Annotated in this window: 16 protein-coding genes, 1 tRNA gene, 2 rRNA genes, 1 pseudogene and 2 other annotated features; of the genes and pseudogenes, 15 read left to right on the top strand and 5 right to left on the bottom strand. The window is 32.7% G+C overall.

The features are described 5' to 3' along the window. Nucleotides 1–36: 36 nt before the first annotated feature. The 5 genes from jag to rpmH all read right to left on the bottom strand — a co-directional run bounded on the left by jag (nt 37) and on the right by rpmH (nt 2,284). Entirely contained in the window at nt 37–735 is a 699-nt protein-coding gene (gene jag / locus T473_RS0109780) for an RNA-binding cell elongation regulator Jag/EloR (protein WP_024621736.1), read from the bottom strand. Then, nucleotides 701–1,408: a YidC/Oxa1 family membrane protein insertase gene (locus tag T473_RS0109775; RefSeq protein WP_024621735.1), complete on the bottom strand. Its 708-nt coding sequence runs from the start codon at nt 1,406–1,408 to the stop codon at nt 701–703. The genes jag and T473_RS0109775 overlap by 35 nt, the downstream gene beginning before the upstream one ends. Nucleotides 1,409–1,438: 30 nt before the next feature. After that, nucleotides 1,439–1,690 carry a membrane protein insertion efficiency factor YidD gene (gene yidD, locus T473_RS0109770; protein ID WP_024621734.1) on the bottom strand — a complete coding sequence of 84 codons (252 nt, stop codon included), beginning with the start codon at nt 1,688–1,690 and terminating at the stop codon, nt 1,439–1,441. 40 nt (nt 1,691–1,730) lie between these two features. Beyond that, nucleotides 1,731–2,075, bottom strand: a complete 345-nt coding sequence (rnpA, locus tag T473_RS0109765; protein ID WP_024621733.1) for a ribonuclease P protein component — start codon at nt 2,073–2,075, stop codon at nt 1,731–1,733. Nucleotides 2,076–2,149: 74 nt separating this feature from the next. After that, a complete protein-coding gene (gene rpmH, locus T473_RS0109760) occupies nt 2,150–2,284 on the bottom strand; it encodes a 50S ribosomal protein L34 (RefSeq protein ID WP_029791683.1) in 135 nt (44 codons plus the stop codon). Nucleotides 2,285–2,867: 583 nt separating this feature from the next. On the opposite strand from rpmH, the gene dnaA reads away from it, so the two are divergent. The 15 genes and pseudogenes from dnaA to T473_RS0109680 form a co-directional block, all read left to right on the top strand. Continuing rightward, the gene (dnaA, locus tag T473_RS0109755; RefSeq protein WP_024621731.1) at nt 2,868–4,187 is read left to right on the top strand and encodes a chromosomal replication initiator protein DnaA; all 1,320 of its coding nucleotides are present in this window, start codon (nt 2,868–2,870) and stop codon (nt 4,185–4,187) included. A 242-nt stretch (nt 4,188–4,429) separates the two neighbouring features. Next, nucleotides 4,430–5,527 (top strand): DNA polymerase III subunit beta, encoded by a 1,098-nt coding sequence (gene dnaN, locus T473_RS0109750; protein WP_024621730.1) that lies wholly within the window; start codon nt 4,430–4,432, stop codon nt 5,525–5,527. 56 nt (nt 5,528–5,583) lie between these two features. Beyond that, nucleotides 5,584–5,821 (top strand) — a binding site (T-box leader). Nucleotides 5,822–5,981: 160 nt separating this feature from the next. Then, nucleotides 5,982–6,215: a binding site (T-box leader), on the top strand. 284 nt (nt 6,216–6,499) lie between these two features. Continuing rightward, a complete protein-coding gene (locus tag T473_RS0109740) occupies nt 6,500–7,720 on the top strand; it encodes a homoserine dehydrogenase (protein WP_029791681.1) in 1,221 nt (406 codons plus the stop codon). Nucleotides 7,721–7,881: 161 nt separating this feature from the next. After that, on the top strand, nt 7,882–8,088 hold the full coding sequence (locus T473_RS0109735) for an RNA-binding S4 domain-containing protein (RefSeq protein WP_024621727.1): 207 nt from the start codon (nt 7,882–7,884) through the stop codon (nt 8,086–8,088). A 14-nt stretch (nt 8,089–8,102) separates the two neighbouring features. After that, nucleotides 8,103–9,218, top strand: coding sequence for a DNA replication/repair protein RecF (recF, locus tag T473_RS0109730; RefSeq protein ID WP_024621726.1), 1,116 nt, complete (start codon nt 8,103–8,105; stop codon nt 9,216–9,218). Beyond that, a complete protein-coding gene (gyrB, locus tag T473_RS0109725; RefSeq protein WP_024621725.1) occupies nt 9,219–11,120 on the top strand; it encodes a DNA topoisomerase (ATP-hydrolyzing) subunit B in 1,902 nt (633 codons plus the stop codon). A 20-nt stretch (nt 11,121–11,140) separates the two neighbouring features. Then, a pseudogene (gene gyrA, locus T473_RS20010) lies at nt 11,141–13,566 on the top strand (DNA gyrase subunit A). Between the two features lie 62 nt (nt 13,567–13,628). Further along, nucleotides 13,629–13,919, top strand: coding sequence for a YtxH domain-containing protein (locus tag T473_RS0109715; RefSeq protein WP_024621724.1), 291 nt, complete (start codon nt 13,629–13,631; stop codon nt 13,917–13,919). Further along, entirely contained in the window at nt 13,919–14,179 is a 261-nt protein-coding gene (locus T473_RS0109710) for a hypothetical protein (RefSeq protein ID WP_024621723.1), read from the top strand. Before T473_RS0109715 ends, T473_RS0109710 begins: the two co-directional genes overlap by 1 nt. A gap of 18 nt (nt 14,180–14,197) precedes the next feature. Further along, nucleotides 14,198–14,515, top strand: coding sequence for an STAS domain-containing protein (locus tag T473_RS0109705; protein WP_024621722.1), 318 nt, complete (start codon nt 14,198–14,200; stop codon nt 14,513–14,515). A gap of 24 nt (nt 14,516–14,539) precedes the next feature. Then, the gene (locus tag T473_RS0109700) at nt 14,540–14,926 is read left to right on the top strand and encodes an ATP-binding protein (protein ID WP_152522291.1); all 387 of its coding nucleotides are present in this window, start codon (nt 14,540–14,542) and stop codon (nt 14,924–14,926) included. Continuing rightward, nucleotides 14,926–15,702: a SigB/SigF/SigG family RNA polymerase sigma factor gene (locus T473_RS0109695; RefSeq protein ID WP_024621720.1), complete on the top strand. Its 777-nt coding sequence runs from the start codon at nt 14,926–14,928 to the stop codon at nt 15,700–15,702. The genes T473_RS0109700 and T473_RS0109695 overlap by 1 nt, the downstream gene beginning before the upstream one ends. A 220-nt stretch (nt 15,703–15,922) precedes the next feature. Next, nucleotides 15,923–17,422, top strand: a 16S ribosomal RNA gene (locus T473_RS0109690). Nucleotides 17,423–17,647: 225 nt separating this feature from the next. Beyond that, nucleotides 17,648–17,723 (top strand) — tRNA-Ala (locus T473_RS0109685). 293 nt (nt 17,724–18,016) lie between these two features. Continuing rightward, nucleotides 18,017–18,112, top strand: a 23S ribosomal RNA gene (locus T473_RS0109680); the annotation flags it as partial.

Raw genomic sequence — 18,112 nt, 5'->3', positions numbered from 1 at the left:
AAAAATAAAACCCCCTATCACATAGGAGGCTATCTTTTACCCTTTACATTCGATCACTAATCTTCTATATGGATCTGTTCCTTCACTGTAAGTTATAACATACTTATCATTTTGTAGAGCTGAATGTATAATTCTTCTCTCATAAGGGTTCATATAATCCAATTTCTTTGGCTTTTTAGTTTTAGCAACTTCTCTTGCAACTTTGTTTGCATATCTGATCAGAGATTCTTTTCTCTTTTTTCTATAGTTGCCTATGTCTATAAGAACTCTCATCTTAGAGTCTTTATTTATCTTATTTAAAGCTAGTCCAGTTAAAAGTTGGATAGAGTCTAAAGTCTCTCCTCTTCTACCAATCAAGCTAGAAGCATCTTTTCCAACGATATCAATTTTTATTAAATTTCCTTCTTGAACTACCTTAACTTCTGCATCGATATTAGAATTTTTTAGAATTCCTTCAACAAATTTTTTTGAAATCTCTGCTTCAGATTTTTTTTCTTCTCCTGATACAGCAACTTCTGTTTCAGTTATTATTTGCTCCGATTTTACTTTTGCTTCTTTTTCTATTAGAGCTATCTTGTAAACTCCATCTTTAGCCCCTATAAAACCTAAGAAGCCTTTACTTGGATTTTCAATAACTTCTACTTCTATATCTTCTCGTTTTGCATTAAATTTAGCTAAAGCTTGAGATATAGCACTTTCTTTACTTTTGCTTTTTATTTCTAGGCTTTGAATCATTGATTGTATCCTCCTTAACGTTAGCAAGTCTTCGTTTTAATGGACCAACTATCAATAAGTGTTGTGCAGCTGAGAATAGATTACTTACTGTCCAATAAAGTGTAAGTCCTGCTGGAAAAATAAATCCCCAATAAAATGAGAACCCAGTCATTACATAAGTCATGTATTTCATAGAACCTTCTAATTGATCAGTAGGAGTTGTGATTTTTTGCATTAAAAACGCACTAACCCCAGAAAAAATAGCCATTATATAATCAGGCGTTGTCAAACTTTTTATCCATAAAAATCCTGTATCTGCTAATTTAAAGGCAGACTGTGAATCAAAAACACCAAATTTAACTGGATCTTTAAGCACCCAAAATAGTCCTATTATTATAGGCATTTGTACCAAAAGAGGTAGACATCCTGCAAGAGGGTTTATCTTAGATTCTGAGTATAACTTTTGAATTTCTTGATTTTGTTTCTCTGGTTTGTTTTTGTATTTTTCTTGTATTTCCTTTAAGCGCGGTTGAATTTCTTGCATTGCCTGCGTCGACTTTGTCTGCTTAACTGTAAGCGGTAATAGTATAAACTTTATAATTATCGTAAATAAAATGATCGATAATCCATAGTGATTAACAAATTCAAATATTACCCTAAGAACTTGTCCTAATATTTCTCCTATAAAATTCAAATTTAAACCTCCCAAATAATAATGTCTATTTTACTTCACAGGGTCGTATCCTCCTGGATGAAATGGATGACATTTTAAGATTCTCTTTATTGACAAATACATACCTTTTAATAATCCATACTTTTTAAATGCATCTATCGAATATTGTGAACACGTTGGATAAAATCTACACGTAGGGCCTTTAAGTGGAGAAATATATTTTTGATAAAACCTTACTATATATATACAGAACTTCGCTAAGAAAGCTCCAATACCTTTTAATAAGTAAACTATTTTATTCAAAATATTACCTCCCTATATATACTTAATAATATAAAGTACATTAATTAGACACGCCCGTTTTTTTAACCAAGTATTTCACAGATTTATCTATATCTTCAAAACTAGCATTTGAGCTAGAAACTCTAGCTATAAATACTATATCATATCCCGGCTTGATTTTATTATCTATATTTAATCTGTAAGCTTCTTTTATTAATCTTCGAACTTTGTTTCTTGTAACGGCTTTTCCTACTTTTTTAGAAACAGATATTCCAATTCTACTTGTATCTGATCTATTCTTCAGTATATATATTACTAAATATTTGTTTGCAAAAGATTTACCGTGTTTATATACCTTTCTAAAATCAGAATCCTTTTTTATACCGTTTGTTCTACTAAAGTACATCATTTACCTCCATAAACACAAATAAATCTCGTAAAATTACACAAAAAGGCCACTATATAAGCGGCCTCCTGTAACTAATGAGTTAATCTATTTCTACCTCTAGTTCTTCTTCTCTTTAACACATTTCTTCCGTTAGATGTTTTCATTCTTTTTCTGAAACCATGCTCTTTCTTTCTTTGTCTCTTTTTAGGTTGATAAGTTCTCTTCATTATATAGCACCGCCTTTCTCATTCTGTTTTCCGTTTATTAAAAAAAATAACTTTACCGTCAGAGTAAATATAACACATACAATTATAAATACTTTTTAACTACTTGTCAACGAGTTTTTATCAGAGTTTGAAAGATATACAAAAAAATACCTAAATAGAAATAATTAGCTATATAATCACTTTTTACTACTATATATAAGCAAAGTAATTATAATAGTTGATAATTTTATCAACAGGCTGTTAATATTCTGGATAAATTCTTGAAGTTTGATATATATTTTGATATTATTAATATACTTGTTGATAAGTTGATAACTATATTAACTTATCCAGAATTATGCACAGGTTGTGGATAAAGATGTTAATAACTTTTATTATTATCATTTATACCTTAGTTATACTAATATTTATAACGTTAATAATTTTATCTACAAGTTGTTTATATCTATCTTAAATTTTACAATAATATTTATTTATCAACATAACTATACATATATTTTAAGCAATTGTAATTTTATAAATATATTCGTTGTTTCTGTTAATATATTGTGGAAAAAACTAAATCGGTACGGAGGTTTAAATTATGGAGGTAGTTTCTTTATGGGATAAAACTTTGCAATTAATTAAAGGTGATATAGGTACGACGAGTTATATTTCACTATTTAAAAGCATTGTTCCGCTAAAAATACAAATGAACGATCTATATCTTCTTGTTCCTAATGAGTTTAACAAAGGTATGCTAGAAGACAGATACCTTAGTATACTACAAGACACTATAAAACAAGTTTCATTGAAGCAATACAATATAAAATTTGTACTTAGTGAAAAGGAAATTGATGATATTAATTCAGAAGAGAACTACACGGAGTTTAAAAAAATCTATACAAATTTAAATCCAAAGTATACTTTTGATACATTTGTCATAGGTAACAGTAATAGATTCGCTCACGCTGCATGTGTAGCTGTTGCAGAATCTCCAGCTAAAGCATATAACCCGCTGTTTTTGTACGGTGGTGTTGGACTAGGTAAAACGCACTTAATGCAGGCAATTGGTCATCATATAGCAGGCCAAAAAAAGGATTCGAGGGTAGTGTATGTATCATCTGAAAAGTTTACAAATGAACTTATAAATTCAATTAAAGATGATAAAAACGAAAATTTTAGAAATAAATACAGAAACGTAGACGTTCTATTAATAGATGATATCCAGTTTATTGCTGGTAAAGAGAGAACTCAAGAGGAGTTCTTCCATACTTTTAATACTCTACACGATGCAAACAAACAGATAATAATTTCGAGCGATAGACCCCCAAAAGATATTCCTACATTAGAAGATAGATTGAGATCTAGGTTTGAAATGGGACTTATAACGGATATACAAGCTCCAGATTACGAAACTCGTACAGCTATACTTAGAAAAAAGGCTCAAATGGAGAGAATAGAAGTTCCAAATGAGGTAATGTCTTATATTGCGCAAAATATTAAGTCAAATATAAGGGAACTTGAAGGCGCTCTTACTAGAGTTGTAGCTTATTCATCACTTAGCAATAGGTTGATTACACAAGATCTAGCTACTGAAGCACTAAAAGATATTATATCTAATTCACAAAGTGAAGAGGTTAATATCCCTAGGATTAAAGAAAAAGTATCCTCTGTATTCAATATAAAAATGGAAGACTTCAATTCTAAGAGAAGAACTAGATCTATAGCATATCCTAGACAGATAGCTATGTATTTAACCAGAGAGCTTACAGATTTATCCCTTCCAAAAATAGGTGAAGAATTCGGCGGAAGAGATCATACCACTGTAATACACGCATGTGACAAAGTATCCAAAGATATAGAAGCAGACGAAGATATAAAGTATAAAATAAACAAAATAATATCGGAATTAAAGGGGTAGAGATTATACACAGTAGCATGTTTGTAACCTCTTGATAAGATGTGCATATTTTTTTATCTAAAACTTATTCACAAAATATTAACTTTTAAACAACAAAGATATTAACATGTAGTACACAGGTTAATATCTTTACGTTTATTGGGCTCTATATACTTATGCACATAATCAACAACACCTACTACTATGACTACTATCTTATTACTTTAATTCTTTATATTTATTGAAAAAGGAGGTTATCCACAATGAAGATAATCATAAGCCAAAAAACTCTAGCTAATAAAATCGGAATAGCTCAAAAAGCCATTAATAGTAAAACTACTATAGAACTACTAAAGGGTATATTATTAGTTGCGAAGAATGATCAATTGAAAATAACAGGTTATGATGCAGAGATCGGAATAGAAACTTATACACAAGCTGAAGTACAAGAAGAAGGTGAAATTGTAGTTGATGCTAGATTGTTTGGGGATATCATAAGAAAGTTGCCTGATTCATTTGTAGAACTAGAAACAGATAATGAAAATAACATTTATATAAATTGTGTAAACTCTAAATTTAAGATAAAGGGATATCCTGCTAAAGAATTCCCAAAACTTCCAGATGTTGAGGATGGTGCTCTATGTGATATACCACAGGAACTTCTTAAAAATATGATAAAACAGACAGTTTTTGCTATATCTCAAGATCAAACAAAACCTATACTAATGGGAGAATTATTAGAAATACAAGACGGAAATATAAGCTTAGTTGCTATAGACGGATATAGACTAGCAGTTAGAACTTCTAATTTCGAAAATCCTATACAAAATGTAAAAGTTATAATTCCAGGTAAAACTTTGATAGATGTAAATAGTTTACTTACAAGCGAAGAGAGTATCGGACTTGGATTTAATGAAAAAAACGCAGTATTTATGATAAAAGACACTAAAATTATAACAAGACTCCTAGAAGGCGATTTTATAGACTATAAAAAACTTCTTCCAAAGGAATACAATACTAAAGTAAAATTAAATACTAGAGATTTATTGGATAGTATTGAAAGAGCATCACTTCTATCTCAAACAGAAAAGAACAATCTTATAAAACTATCAATAAGAGATGAAATAATGGCTATTACTTCAAACACTGAAAAAGGTAATGTATATGAAGAGGTTGCCCTTGAACTTGATGGTGATTATTTAGATATAGCTTTTAACTCTAGATATTTTATAGAAGGTCTAAAAAATATAGAAAGCGAAGAAATATTTATAGAACTTACCACAAATGTAAACCCTTGTATAATAAAACCATCAAATGGAACTGACTATACTTATCTATTGTTACCAGTAAGAGTATCGTAAGCAAAAAATAACTATTGACAATAGAGATTTAGGTAACTATAATGGAGTACAATATACAAAAAGCAATGAATAGGAAGAGTAGATCTAATTCGATTTTTAGAGAGAAAGGTTCATCGGCTGAAAGACCTTTTAAATTAGATAGATTGAAAACTACCTAGGAGCTACTTTCTGAAGTTATCTTAATAGATTTCAGTAAGAAAAGTCGTTAACTACGTTATAGTTGTTAAAGTGAATCTTCAAAATTATGGAGATTAAATTAGGTGGAACCGCGGGAAATGCACTCTCGTCCTTATTTCGGTAAGGATGGGAGTTTTTTTATGCACAAATTTTTGAAATATGTATTTATAATTAGATACAATAAACTTAAAATAATTTAGATATTTAAAAATAAAATATACAATAAATATTTAAATAGCTTAATATTTATAAAATATACGGATATATAATTTAATAATTAAAAGCGATGAATAGGAAGAGTAAATTTAATTCGACTGCCAGAGAAGAAAGTCCACCGGCTGAAAGACTTTCCAAGTTAGAGGAATTGAAAACTACCTAGGAGCTGTAATCTGAAGTAACACAGTTTTAGTAAGATTAACCGTTAGCTGCGTTAAAGTACAAAGTGGAGGCGTTTCAATATTTATGAATCTCCTCAAATTGGGTGGAACCGCGAAATAGACTCGTCCCTTTAGTTGGGATGAGTCTATTTTTTTGTACAAAATTTTATTGGAGAGGAAATTAAAAATACGTATGAGAAATTTAAAAATAATAAAATTAATATCTAGATACAAAGATTTAAGAAGACATATAAATAATAAATTGGATTTAATTCTTAAAATAGTAAATTTAAAAATAAAAAGTAAATACTTCAAGTATGTATTTTTAATAATTGGATTTAGTAACAAGGTGAGAGAACTGACCAGTTGCTCTATAAATTTAAAAATAATATAAAAAATTAAATTTAGGAGGGTAATTATGAATAATAAAATTAAAATAGGGGTGCTTGGATACGGAACAGTTGGAAGTGGATTTATTGAGATTATCGAAAAAAATAAAGAAAAAAATGATATAGAAGTTTATAAAATACTTGTAAATAATAAAGAAAAACACAGAAACAGGAAACATTTCAATATTGTTACTGATGATGTAGATGAAGTTTTTAAATGCGATATAGATATACTTGTTGAAGCAATGGGTAATTTGAATCCAACATTCGAATATATAAAAAGGGCGTTGAATAATGGAATCCATGTAGTGACAGCAAATAAAGATCTTATGGCGGAGTACGGATATGAACTTACTGAGATAGCTATAAGAAATAATGTGAGTCTAAAATTTGAAGCATCGGTTGCAGGAGGAATTCCGATTATTAAATCAATTATTGAATCACTAGGAGGTAACAGGATCAATAGTATCAATGCGATCTTAAACGGAACTACTAATTTTATACTATCAAAGATGTATGAAGAAAACTTATCTTATGATGTTGCATTAAAGCAGGCTCAGGAATTAGGTTTTGCTGAAGCCAATCCCGATTCTGATGTTTTGGGATATGATGCGGCTAGGAAACTTGCGATTTTATCTACTTTGGCTTACGACAAACAAATCTACTGGAAAGATGCGTATTTAGAAGGGATAACTGAAATAGATGAAAAGGATATAGAGTATGCAAAACAATTGGAGTGCAAAATTAAGTTAATAGGGCAAAGCAAGTATGAAAACGACAAAGTAAGCGCATTTGTAAGACCTGTTTTATTAGGAAAAGATAATATTCTTTCTAGAATAGACAATGAGTTTAATATAGTTGTTGTTAACGGAGACTCTGTAGGAGAAGTATCTTTTGTAGGTAAAGGAGCGGGAAGCTTGGCTACAGGTAGTGCAGTTTATTCAGATGTAATAGATATAATTGACAATAGAATTTCAAATGTAGAGTCGTTTACTAAAGAAAAAATTAATATAAAGCAAATTGTAAGAGAAAAATGTGGTGCACTTCTGAGGTTTAAAAACTACAATAGAAAAGATATACTAAAAGTTATTGAAGATTGCCTTATAGATTACGAGGTGCTAAATGATGACGACGATGAACTTGTTATTTTAGTAAATGCAAATTCTGAATATGAAATAAACAACAGCCTATGTTTAATAAAAGACAAGGGATACTGTGAAAAATATAATAAATTATTAAAAATAGTTTAAAAATAAAAACTAATGTCAAAAATATAAAATTATATAGTATAATAATAAATCGATAAAAGCTCAACTTAATCAAATATAGGCTTTTATCGATTTTTTATGATATAATATAAAATTAGATGAATATTTTTTCATATTAAATTAATAAAACAGGAGGACTTCTTATGATTGATATACCAATAGATTCAGAATTTATAAAATTAGATCAATTTCTTAAGCTTGCAGAGATAACATCGACTGGAGGACATTCTAAAATTTTAATAAAAGAAGGTTTAGTCAAGGTCAATGGTGAAATAGAACTAAGAAGAGGGCGTAAATTAAAGCCTGGAGATATAGTAGAAGTTGAAGATGAAAAATTAAGAGTACTGTAAACGGGGGAATATGAGTGAACCTTAAAAATTTACAGCTTGTTAATTTTAGAAATTATGAGAAGTTGTATGTAGAATTTAATAAAAATATAAATCTGCTTATTGGTAAAAATGGTCAAGGCAAAACAAATATAGTAGAATCTATTTATATATTGTCTATTGGCAAGTCATTTAGAACGAGTAAGGATAAAGAGTTAATTAAATTTAATAGTGAAAATTTATATATTGGCGGAAACTTTGAAAAAGCTATTGGTTTAAAGAGAATTGAAATTATTGTTAGTAAAAATAAAAAAGGCATAAAGATAAATAAAATTCCGATACAGAAAATACAGGAATTACTTGGAAATCTAAACGTAGTTATATTTTCTCCTGAAGATTTAAAGCTTGTAAAAGACGGACCGAAAGAGAGAAGATCATTTATCGATAAAGAAATAAGTCAGATAATGCCTAAGTATTATAATTATTTATCAAATTACAATAAAATACTTTTACAGAGAAATAAACTTCTTAAAAGTCGATATGTCGACGAAAACCTATTGGATGTTTATGATACTAACCTAGCTAAGTATGGATGCTATATTTATATTTTGAGGAGAGATTTTATAAAAAAATTATCCAACATATCTAAATCATTTCATAAGGATTTAACCAATGATAAGGAAAGACTGTCTATTGTGTATAAAAATCAAATAAATATAACAGAAGATGATAATACTGATACAGTATACAATAAGCTGATTGAAAAATTATCTTCAAATAGATCTAATGATATTGAAATGAGGGCAACCAAGTATGGAATTCACAGAGATGATTTAAATATTTATATAGATGAATTAGATGTTAGATTATATGGATCTCAAGGACAACAGAGAACGGCTTCAATATCACTTAAGCTTTCTGAAATAGAGCTTATTAGACAAGAAGTTGGAGAATATCCGGTTTTAATTTTAGACGATGTTTTCAGTGAGTTAGATGAAGTTAGGCAGAAATTGCTGGTTGAAAAGCTAGATAATATTCAGATGTTTATTACAACAGCTGAAATTTCACATAAAAATATTTTCGATAAAAACAATACTACTATTTTTAATATAGACAATGGTGAAATTGTTAGCATAGAGAATGGAGGTAAGTAGATGGAGCAAGAATATGGTGCAAGTCAGATTCAGGTCCTTGAAGGATTAGAGGCCGTTAGAAAAAGACCTGGAATGTATATTGGTTCTACAGGGCCAAGGGGTTTACATCACTTAGTATATGAGGTTGTAGATAATAGTATAGATGAGGCGTTGCAAGGATACTGTACAGAGATATACGTTTCAATAAATGAAGATGGAAGTGTTAGTGGAGTAGATAATGGGAGAGGTATACCGGTTGAGCTACACCCCAAAACAGGAAAGTCTACACTAGAGACAGTTCTTACTAATCTACATGCTGGAGGTAAATTCGGCGGTGGAGGATACAAAGTATCTGGAGGTCTTCACGGTGTTGGGGTTTCTGTAGTTAACGCTCTTTCTGAGTGGATGATTGCCGAAGTTAGAAGAGATGGAAAACTTTATAGACAAACCTATAAAAAGGGTATAGTTCAAGGAGCATTGGAAGTGGTTGGAGAATCTGACCACACTGGAACAACAATACAATTTATGCCAGATACTACTATATTTGAAGAAGTTGATTTTAAATATGAGACATTAGAGTACAGACTAAGAGAATTATCATTCCTAAATAAAGGCGTAAGAATAATTTTTGAAGATAAAAGAGCTGAACATGAAAATATTAAAGAATTCCACTACACTGGAGGACTTATTGAGTATGTTAAATACTTAAATAAATCAAGAACAGGAATTCATGATGAAATAATATATATTGATAAAAAGGTTAATGACTGTGTCATAGAGTTAGCAATGCAGTATACAGATGGTTACACAGAGAACATTTACTCATTTGCAAACAATATAAATACACATGAAGGTGGATCGCATCTTAGTGGGTTGAAATCTGCGCTTACAAAAACTATAAATGATTATGCAAAGAGAAATAAATACTTAAAAGATGGTGAAGCGAGTTTATCAGGAGAGGATGTTAGAGAAGGTCTAACAGTTGTACTTTCAGTAAAACTAACTGATCCTCAATTTGAGGGACAAACTAAAACTAAACTAGGAAATACATTTATGAGAGGTTTAGTTGACAGTGTAACTATGGAAGAACTTGGATCTTTCTTTGAAGAAAATCCAACGACTGCAAGAATAGTAGTAGACAAAGCGCTTAGAGCTCAAAGAGCAAGAGAAGCGGCAAAGAAAGCTAGAGAGCTTACTAGAAGAAAGAGTGTTCTTGAGAGTACATCGCTTCCAGGTAAGTTGGCTGACTGTGCTGAAAAAGATCCTGCAAAGAGTGAGATATTTATAGTCGAAGGTGACTCAGCCGGCGGATCAGCTAAGCAAGGAAGAGATAGACATACTCAAGCTATACTACCGCTTAGAGGTAAGATATTAAACGTTGAAAAATCTAGATTAGATAGAATATTATCTTCTGAGGAAATTAAAAATATGATAACTGCATTTGGTTGTGGTATTGCTGAAGATTTCGATTTAGAAAAGTCTAGATACCATAAAATCGTTATAATGACCGATGCCGATGTCGATGGGGCTCATATAAGAACTCTACTTCTGACATTCTTATTTAGATATATGAGACCTCTTATAGAGCATGGTTATGTTTATGCAGCTCAACCACCTCTATACAAGATTAAAAAACAAAAACAAGAACACTATGTGTACTCAGATGAGGAATTAACTGAACTATTAGAAGAGATAGGCAGAACTGGTGTAGACATACAGAGATACAAAGGTCTTGGAGAGATGAATGCTGAGCAGTTATGGGATACAACGATGGACCCTGAAAAGAGAACTTTACTTCAAGTAGACATTGAAGACGCTGTAATAGCTGATGAAGTATTCTCTATGCTTATGGGAGACAAGGTAGCCCCTAGAAAAGAATTTATTGAAAAGAACGCTAAATATGTAAGAAACTTAGACATATAGGAAGAAGGAGATGAGTTTACATGGAAAATACAAATAGAGTACTCCCTATTGAAATAGCGGAGGAAATGAAAAAATCATATATTGATTATTCAATGAGTGTTATAGCTGGTCGTGCCCTTCCTGATGTAAGAGATGGACTAAAACCAGTTCATAGAAGAATCCTTTATTCTATGAGTGAGTTAAACTTAACGCCAGATAAACCACATAGAAAATCAGCCCGTATCGTTGGGGATGTACTAGGTAAGTACCATCCACACGGTGATAGTGCAGTTTACCTAGCAATGGTTAGAATGGCTCAAGATTTCTCAACTAGAGCGCTATTAGTAGATGGTCACGGTAACTTCGGTTCTGTAGATGGCGATTCTCCAGCCGCAATGCGTTACACTGAGGCTAGAATGAGTAAGCTTTCTTTAGAGCTTCTTAGAGATATAGAGAAAGAGACTGTAGATTTTGTAAATAACTTTGATGAGTCGTTAAAAGAACCATCTGTACTTCCTGCTAGATATCCAAACTTATTAGTTAATGGATCTAGTGGTATAGCGGTTGGTATGGCAACATCTATACCACCTCATAACTTAGGTGAAGTAATAGATGCAACTATTCATTTAATAGATAATCCTGAGTGCTCAGTAGACGAATTGATACCTTTTGTACAAGGTCCAGACTTTCCTACTTCAGCAATTATAATGGGGAAAGAAAATATATCTCAAGCTTATCAAACTGGTAGAGGTAAGGTTAAGGTTAGAGCAAGAGCTATTATAGAAGAAAGAGCTAATGACAGACAGCAAATAGTTGTTACTGAAATTCCTTACCAAGTAAATAAAGCTAAACTTGTTGAAAGAATCGCCGAGCTAGTTAAAGAAAAAAACTAGAAGGTATATCTGACCTTAGAGATGAGAGTAATAGAAATGGTATGAGAATAGTTATAGAACTTAAGAGAGATGCAAATTCAAATATAGTTCTAAACAATCTATACAAACACTCTCAGATGGAAGATACATTTAGTATAATTATGCTTGCACTTGTAAATGGAGAGCCTAAAGTATTAAACTTAAAGCAAATTCTTTATCATTACATTCAACATCAAAGAGATGTAGTTACTAGAAGAACTAAGTTTGAACTTAGTAAAGCTGAAGCAAGAGCACATATACTAGAGGGATTGAAAATAGCTCTAGACAATATAGATGAGGTAATAAAATTAATAAGATCTTCAAAGACTGGTCAAGAAGCTAAAGCTGGTTTAATAGAGAGATTTAAACTTTCAGATATTCAAGCTCAAGCTATACTTGATATGAGACTTCAAAGACTTACTGGTTTAGAGAGAGATAAAATTGACGCTGAATATGAAGAGTTACTAAAAACTATAAATAGATTAAAAGAAATCCTTGCTAATGAAGGACTTCTTTTACAAATAATTAAAGATGAAATGAATGAAATAAAAACTAAATACAGCGATGAAAGAAGAACCGAAATAGTTCATGCTGAAGGCGAAATAGATATGAGAGACCTAATAGACGATGAAGAAATCGCTATAACTCTTACACATTTCGGATATATTAAGAGACTTCCGTCAGATACTTATAGAAGCCAAAAAAGAGGTGGAAGAGGTATATCTGCTATCACAACTAGAGATGAGGATTTCGTAAGACAGCTTGTAACTACTACTACTCATAGTAGACTTTTATTCTTTACCAACAGAGGTAGAGTATTCAAACTTGATGCTTACGAGATACCAGAAGGAAAGAGACAAGCTAAAGGTACTGCAATAGTCAACTTACTTCAACTAGGACCTGGAGAGAAAATAGCTACACTTATTCCAATAGATGGCGATGATGAGAGCAAATACTTATTATTTACTACTAAAAAAGGTATCGTAAAGAAAACTAAGAAGGACGAGTTTAAAAATATAAACAAATCTGGTCTTATAGCAATAGGCTTGAGAGATGATGACGAGCTTATTGGAGTTAAAACTACAGATGGAAACCAAGATGTATTACTTGTTACTGAGAAGGCTATGTCTATTAGATTTAATGAAAATGATATAAGACATATGGGTAGAACAGCTATGGGAGTTAAAGGTATAACTCTATCTAAAAGCGATATTGTAGTTTCTATGAATGTATGTAGCGAAGGAACTGATGTACTTGTTGTGAGTCAATACGGTTTCGGTAAGAGAACCGATATAGAGGAATACAGATCACAGATAAGATCTGGTAAAGGTATTAAGACTTATAATATTACAGAAAAAACAGGTACTATAATTGGAGCTGAAATGGTTAATGAAGATGATGAAATCATGATCATAAACTCTAACGGTGTTCTTATTAGATTAAAAGTTAATGAAATTTCACTATTCGGAAGAGTTACAAGTGGAGTAAAACTAATAAAAACAAATGAAGAAGTAAATGTTGTTTCTATCGCAAAAATAAATATTGATGAAGAATAGGATGAAAATCCTATTCTTTTTGTTATAATATATTTAATAAAAACTAATTAGGAGGTACATATATGAGTAAAAACAATAAAAAAGGTGGAATTTTATTTCTAGGAGCCATCTTTGGATTTTTATTTGGTATATTCTTTGCACCAAAAAAAGGTACTGAACTTAGAAAAGACGCAAAAGTGAAGATAAAAGAAGTAAAAGAAAACCCTAAGGATGCTATTAAAGAAACTTATGATGAGGTAAAAGAAAAAATAACTAGCTTTGTCGACGATGGAGACGAGGATGAAGATATAAAAATTTCTGAAGAAGATATAGTAATAAGTAAAACTTTTGATAATGAGGGAGAGGTTAATTAATGAGTGCATGGGGATGGCAAATTGGCGCTGTATTAATCGGAGTTTCGACTGTGATAGTAGCTGTGTACATAGCCAAACTATTAAATAGCCTAAATAAATCAGTCGAAAAAGTGTATAAGATAGTTGATCACAATGAAAGAAATATAGAAGATATAATAAAAAATGTGACATCAGTTAGTGATGACATTGAAAATATAAGCAGCTTTATCAGTAAATTAGTTGGACTTATTAATATTTTTAATGTAGTGAAAAAGAGATAAGATAATAGGAGGTTTTATATGTCAATAGGAATAGATTCTAGACTTGATTCTACAAAAGAGTTTTGGGAAATATCGCTTGAAGGTGAATTAGATATTTCTAGTGCTGATAAATTAAAAGAGAACTTACATAGTTTATTGGAAAAGAGTATGTTAAATATGAAAATTAATCTAAAAGAATTAGATTACATAGACTCTACAGGTCTTGGTGTTATGATTGGAGTATTGAAAAAACTTAAACTAAATGACAAACAAATTTATATATCCAATCCTAAAAGCAATGTAAAAAAGATTTTCACAATAACAGGTCTGGATAAAATATTTAAATTGGAGGGATAGAACTTGACTTGTGATACTATAAAAATGGAAATCTCTACGAATCCAGACTACGTAGGTATAATAAGATTAGCTACGTCTGGTGTGGCTAATAAAGTAGGTTTTTCAGTTGATGAAATAGAAGATATTAAAGTTGCCGTGTCAGAAGCATGTACAAATGCAATAAGACACAGTGAGGTTAATAACTTTTTAATTGAATTTAAATTATTACAAAATGGATTATGTATCGAAATTAAAGATCAAGGCAAGGGGTACGACATAGATTCTATTGAAGCTGTTGATTTATCAAATCCAAAAGAAGGAGGGCTTGGTATTTATATAATCAAGACACTTATGGATGAAGTTGAAATAGACTCTAGAGATGGAAAAGGTACAATTATAAAAATGACTAAGTATTTAGGAGTTGATATTTAATGAAAAATGTAGCTAATGCTACAAACTACTTAAATATGGATACGAAAGAGCTTTTTAAATTATATAAAGATAGCAGAAATAGAGAAATTAGAAATATATTGGTTGAAAAATACCTATATTTAGCTAGGCTATTGTCTAAAAAGTATGCTAACAAAGGTGTAGAATACGAAGATATATATCAAGTTGCTTCATTGGCCTTGATTTATGCTATCGATAGATATGATATAGATAAAGGTTTTGAATTCTCTAGTTTTGCGACTCCTACAATAGTTGGTGAAATAAAAAAATATTTTAGAGATAAAGTATGGTCGCTAAGAGTACCAAGAAGAATTCAAGAATTAAATAAAAAAATTAGTGAAGCAAGAATAAAGCTCGAGCAAGAAAATAAAAAATATCCTAAAGTAAAAGATATAGCTGATTATATTGGTTGCACTCAAGAAGAAGTGCTAGAAGCAATGGAAGCTTCATATGGGTATCAACCCATGTCTCTTGATTCTTCAAGTAAAGATGACTCAGATGATAAAGACATCACACTTATAGATAGAATAGGTAAGGAAGATATAGATTTTAGCAATATAGAGTACAATGATTACATTAATAAATTCATGGATACTCTAAATGAGCTTGAACTTAAAATATTTAAAGATAGATTTTTTGAAGAGAAAACTCAGTCTAGTATAGCTAAAGAGCTTGAAATATCTCAAATGTCGGTTTCAAGACTTGAGAAAAAAGTTATAGATAAACTAAAAAAAGATTATAATAAAAATTATTATTAAAAAAAGTGTTGACATGTTCTTTTGTGCGTAGTATAGTATTACTTGTAGCAAGTGACCACGAGGTCGCAGCACAAAAGAACAAACAACACTTAAACAAATAAGTGTTAAAAGAAAAAAGAACATTGAAAATTAAACAGTAGGTTAATTTATAAGAAAACAAGAAACAAACCATATAAAGCCAGATATTAAAGATAACGATAGTATCTGAGCAGGTCAAATTATTATTGAGAGTTTGATCCTGGCTCAGGATGAACGCTGGCGGCGTGCCTAACACATGCAAGTCGAGCGAACCCCTTCGGGGGAGAGCGGCGGACGGGTGAGTAACGCGTGGGTAACCTACCCTGTACACACGGATAACATACCGAAAGGTTTACTAATACGTGATGACATATCAGACAGGCATCTGTTTGATATCAAAGGTCAGCTGGTACAGGATGGACCCGCGTCTGATTAGCTAGTTGGTGAGATAAAAGCTCACCAAGGCGACGATCAGTAGCCGACCTGAGAGGGTGATCGGCCACATTGGAACTGAGACACGGTCCAAACTCCTACGGGAGGCAGCAGTGGGGAATATTGCACAATGGGCGAAAGCCTGATGCAGCAACGCCGCGTGAGTGATGAAGGTTTTCGGATCGTAAAACTCTGTCCTCAAGGAAGATAATGACGGTACTTGAGGAGGAAGCCCCGGCTAACTACGTGCCAGCAGCCGCGGTAATACGTAGGGGGCTAGCGTTATCCGGATTTACTGGGCGTAAAGGGTGCGTAGGCGGTCTTTCAAGTCAGAAGTTAAATTCTACGGCTCAACCGTAGCCAGCTTTTGAAACTGGAAGACTTGAGTGCAGGAGAGGAGAGTAGAATTCCTAGTGTAGCGGTGAAATGCGTAGATATTAGGAGGAATACCAGTAGCGAAGGCGGCTCTCTGGACTGTAACTGACGCTGAGGCACGAAAGCGTGGGGAGCGAACAGGATTAGATACCCTGGTAGTCCACGCCGTAAACGATGAGTACTAGGTGTCGGGGGTTACCCCCTCGGTGCCGCAGCTAACGCATTAAGTACTCCGCCTGGGGAGTACGCTCGCAAGAGTGAAACTCAAAGGAATTGACGGGGACCCGCACAAGTAGCGGAGCATGTGGTTTAATTCGAAGCAACGCGAAGAACCTTACCTAAGCTTGACATCCTGGTGACCTCTCCCTAATCGGAGATTTCCTTCGGGGACACCAGTGACAGGTGGTGCATGGTTGTCGTCAGCTCGTGTCGTGAGATGTTGGGTTAAGTCCCGCAACGAGCGCAACCCTTGTCTTTAGTTGCCATCATTAAGTTGGGCACTCTAGAGAGACTGCAGGGATAACCTGGAGGAAGGTGGGGATGACGTCAAATCATCATGCCCCTTATGCTTAGGGCTACACACGTGCTACAATGGGTGGTACAGAGGGCYGCTAAACCGCAAGGTCATGCCAATCCCTTAAAGCCATTCTCAGTTCGGATTGTGGGCTGAAACTCGCCCACATGAAGCTGGAGTTACTAGTAATCGCAGACAGAATGCTGCGGTGAATGCGTTCCCGGGTCTTGTACACACCGCCCGTCACACCACGGAAGTTGGAAACACCCGAAGCCGATTATCTAACCCTCTGGGGGGAAGTCGTCGAAGGTGGCATCAATAACTGGGGTGAAGTCGTAACAAGGTAGCCGTATCGGAAGGTGCGGCTGGATCACCTCCTTTCTAGGGAGAATTGCCTACTGTTTAATTTTGAATGTTCTTGACTTGTATAGTTAGCCGCGCTAGCGATTACATATAAACTCTCATCTATACCATAAGGGAAGAATTAAATGGATGAAATTTTATACGTGATCACTCTTGCTGTGAAACTAAACAGGTCTAAAATAATTCAAAGAACTAATTCCGAAGGGGAGAAGATTCTAAACTTTAAAATGAAATAAATATCTTGGGGGTGTAGCTCAGTTGGGAGAGCACTTGCCTTGCACGCAAGGGGTCAGGAGTTCGACTCTCCTCATCTCCACCAAAAGGATTCTGTTTAAAAAAGATAAATCTTACAGGGCTGGCAAGCCCGAACACTAAGCATTTGACTTGCCGCGAAGCGGAACAAACAATAGCCTAACGGCTAAAAGAATCTGTATATTTTAAGCAATTGATATATCTGAGTGTATACGAAGATGTAGACTTTGCGACGTGCGACAGCACTTTAGTACTTTGAAAACTGCATATATATTTAGTGATATGACATCTATTATATAAGTTTGATAATACTTTAAATTATCAGTTGATGACTTAATCATCAAAGATTTAATAACTTCTGGTCAAGTTATTAAGGGTGTAGGGCGGATGCTTGGCACTAGGAGCCGATGAAGGACGCGATAAGCTGCGATAAGCTTCGGGGAGTTGCACGTAAAC

This window comes from Clostridioides mangenotii TR (assembly GCF_000498755.1).
Classification (GTDB): domain Bacteria; phylum Bacillota; class Clostridia; order Peptostreptococcales; family Peptostreptococcaceae; genus Metaclostridioides; species Metaclostridioides mangenotii_A.
This window is presented reverse-complemented; position numbering and strand designations above follow the sequence as displayed.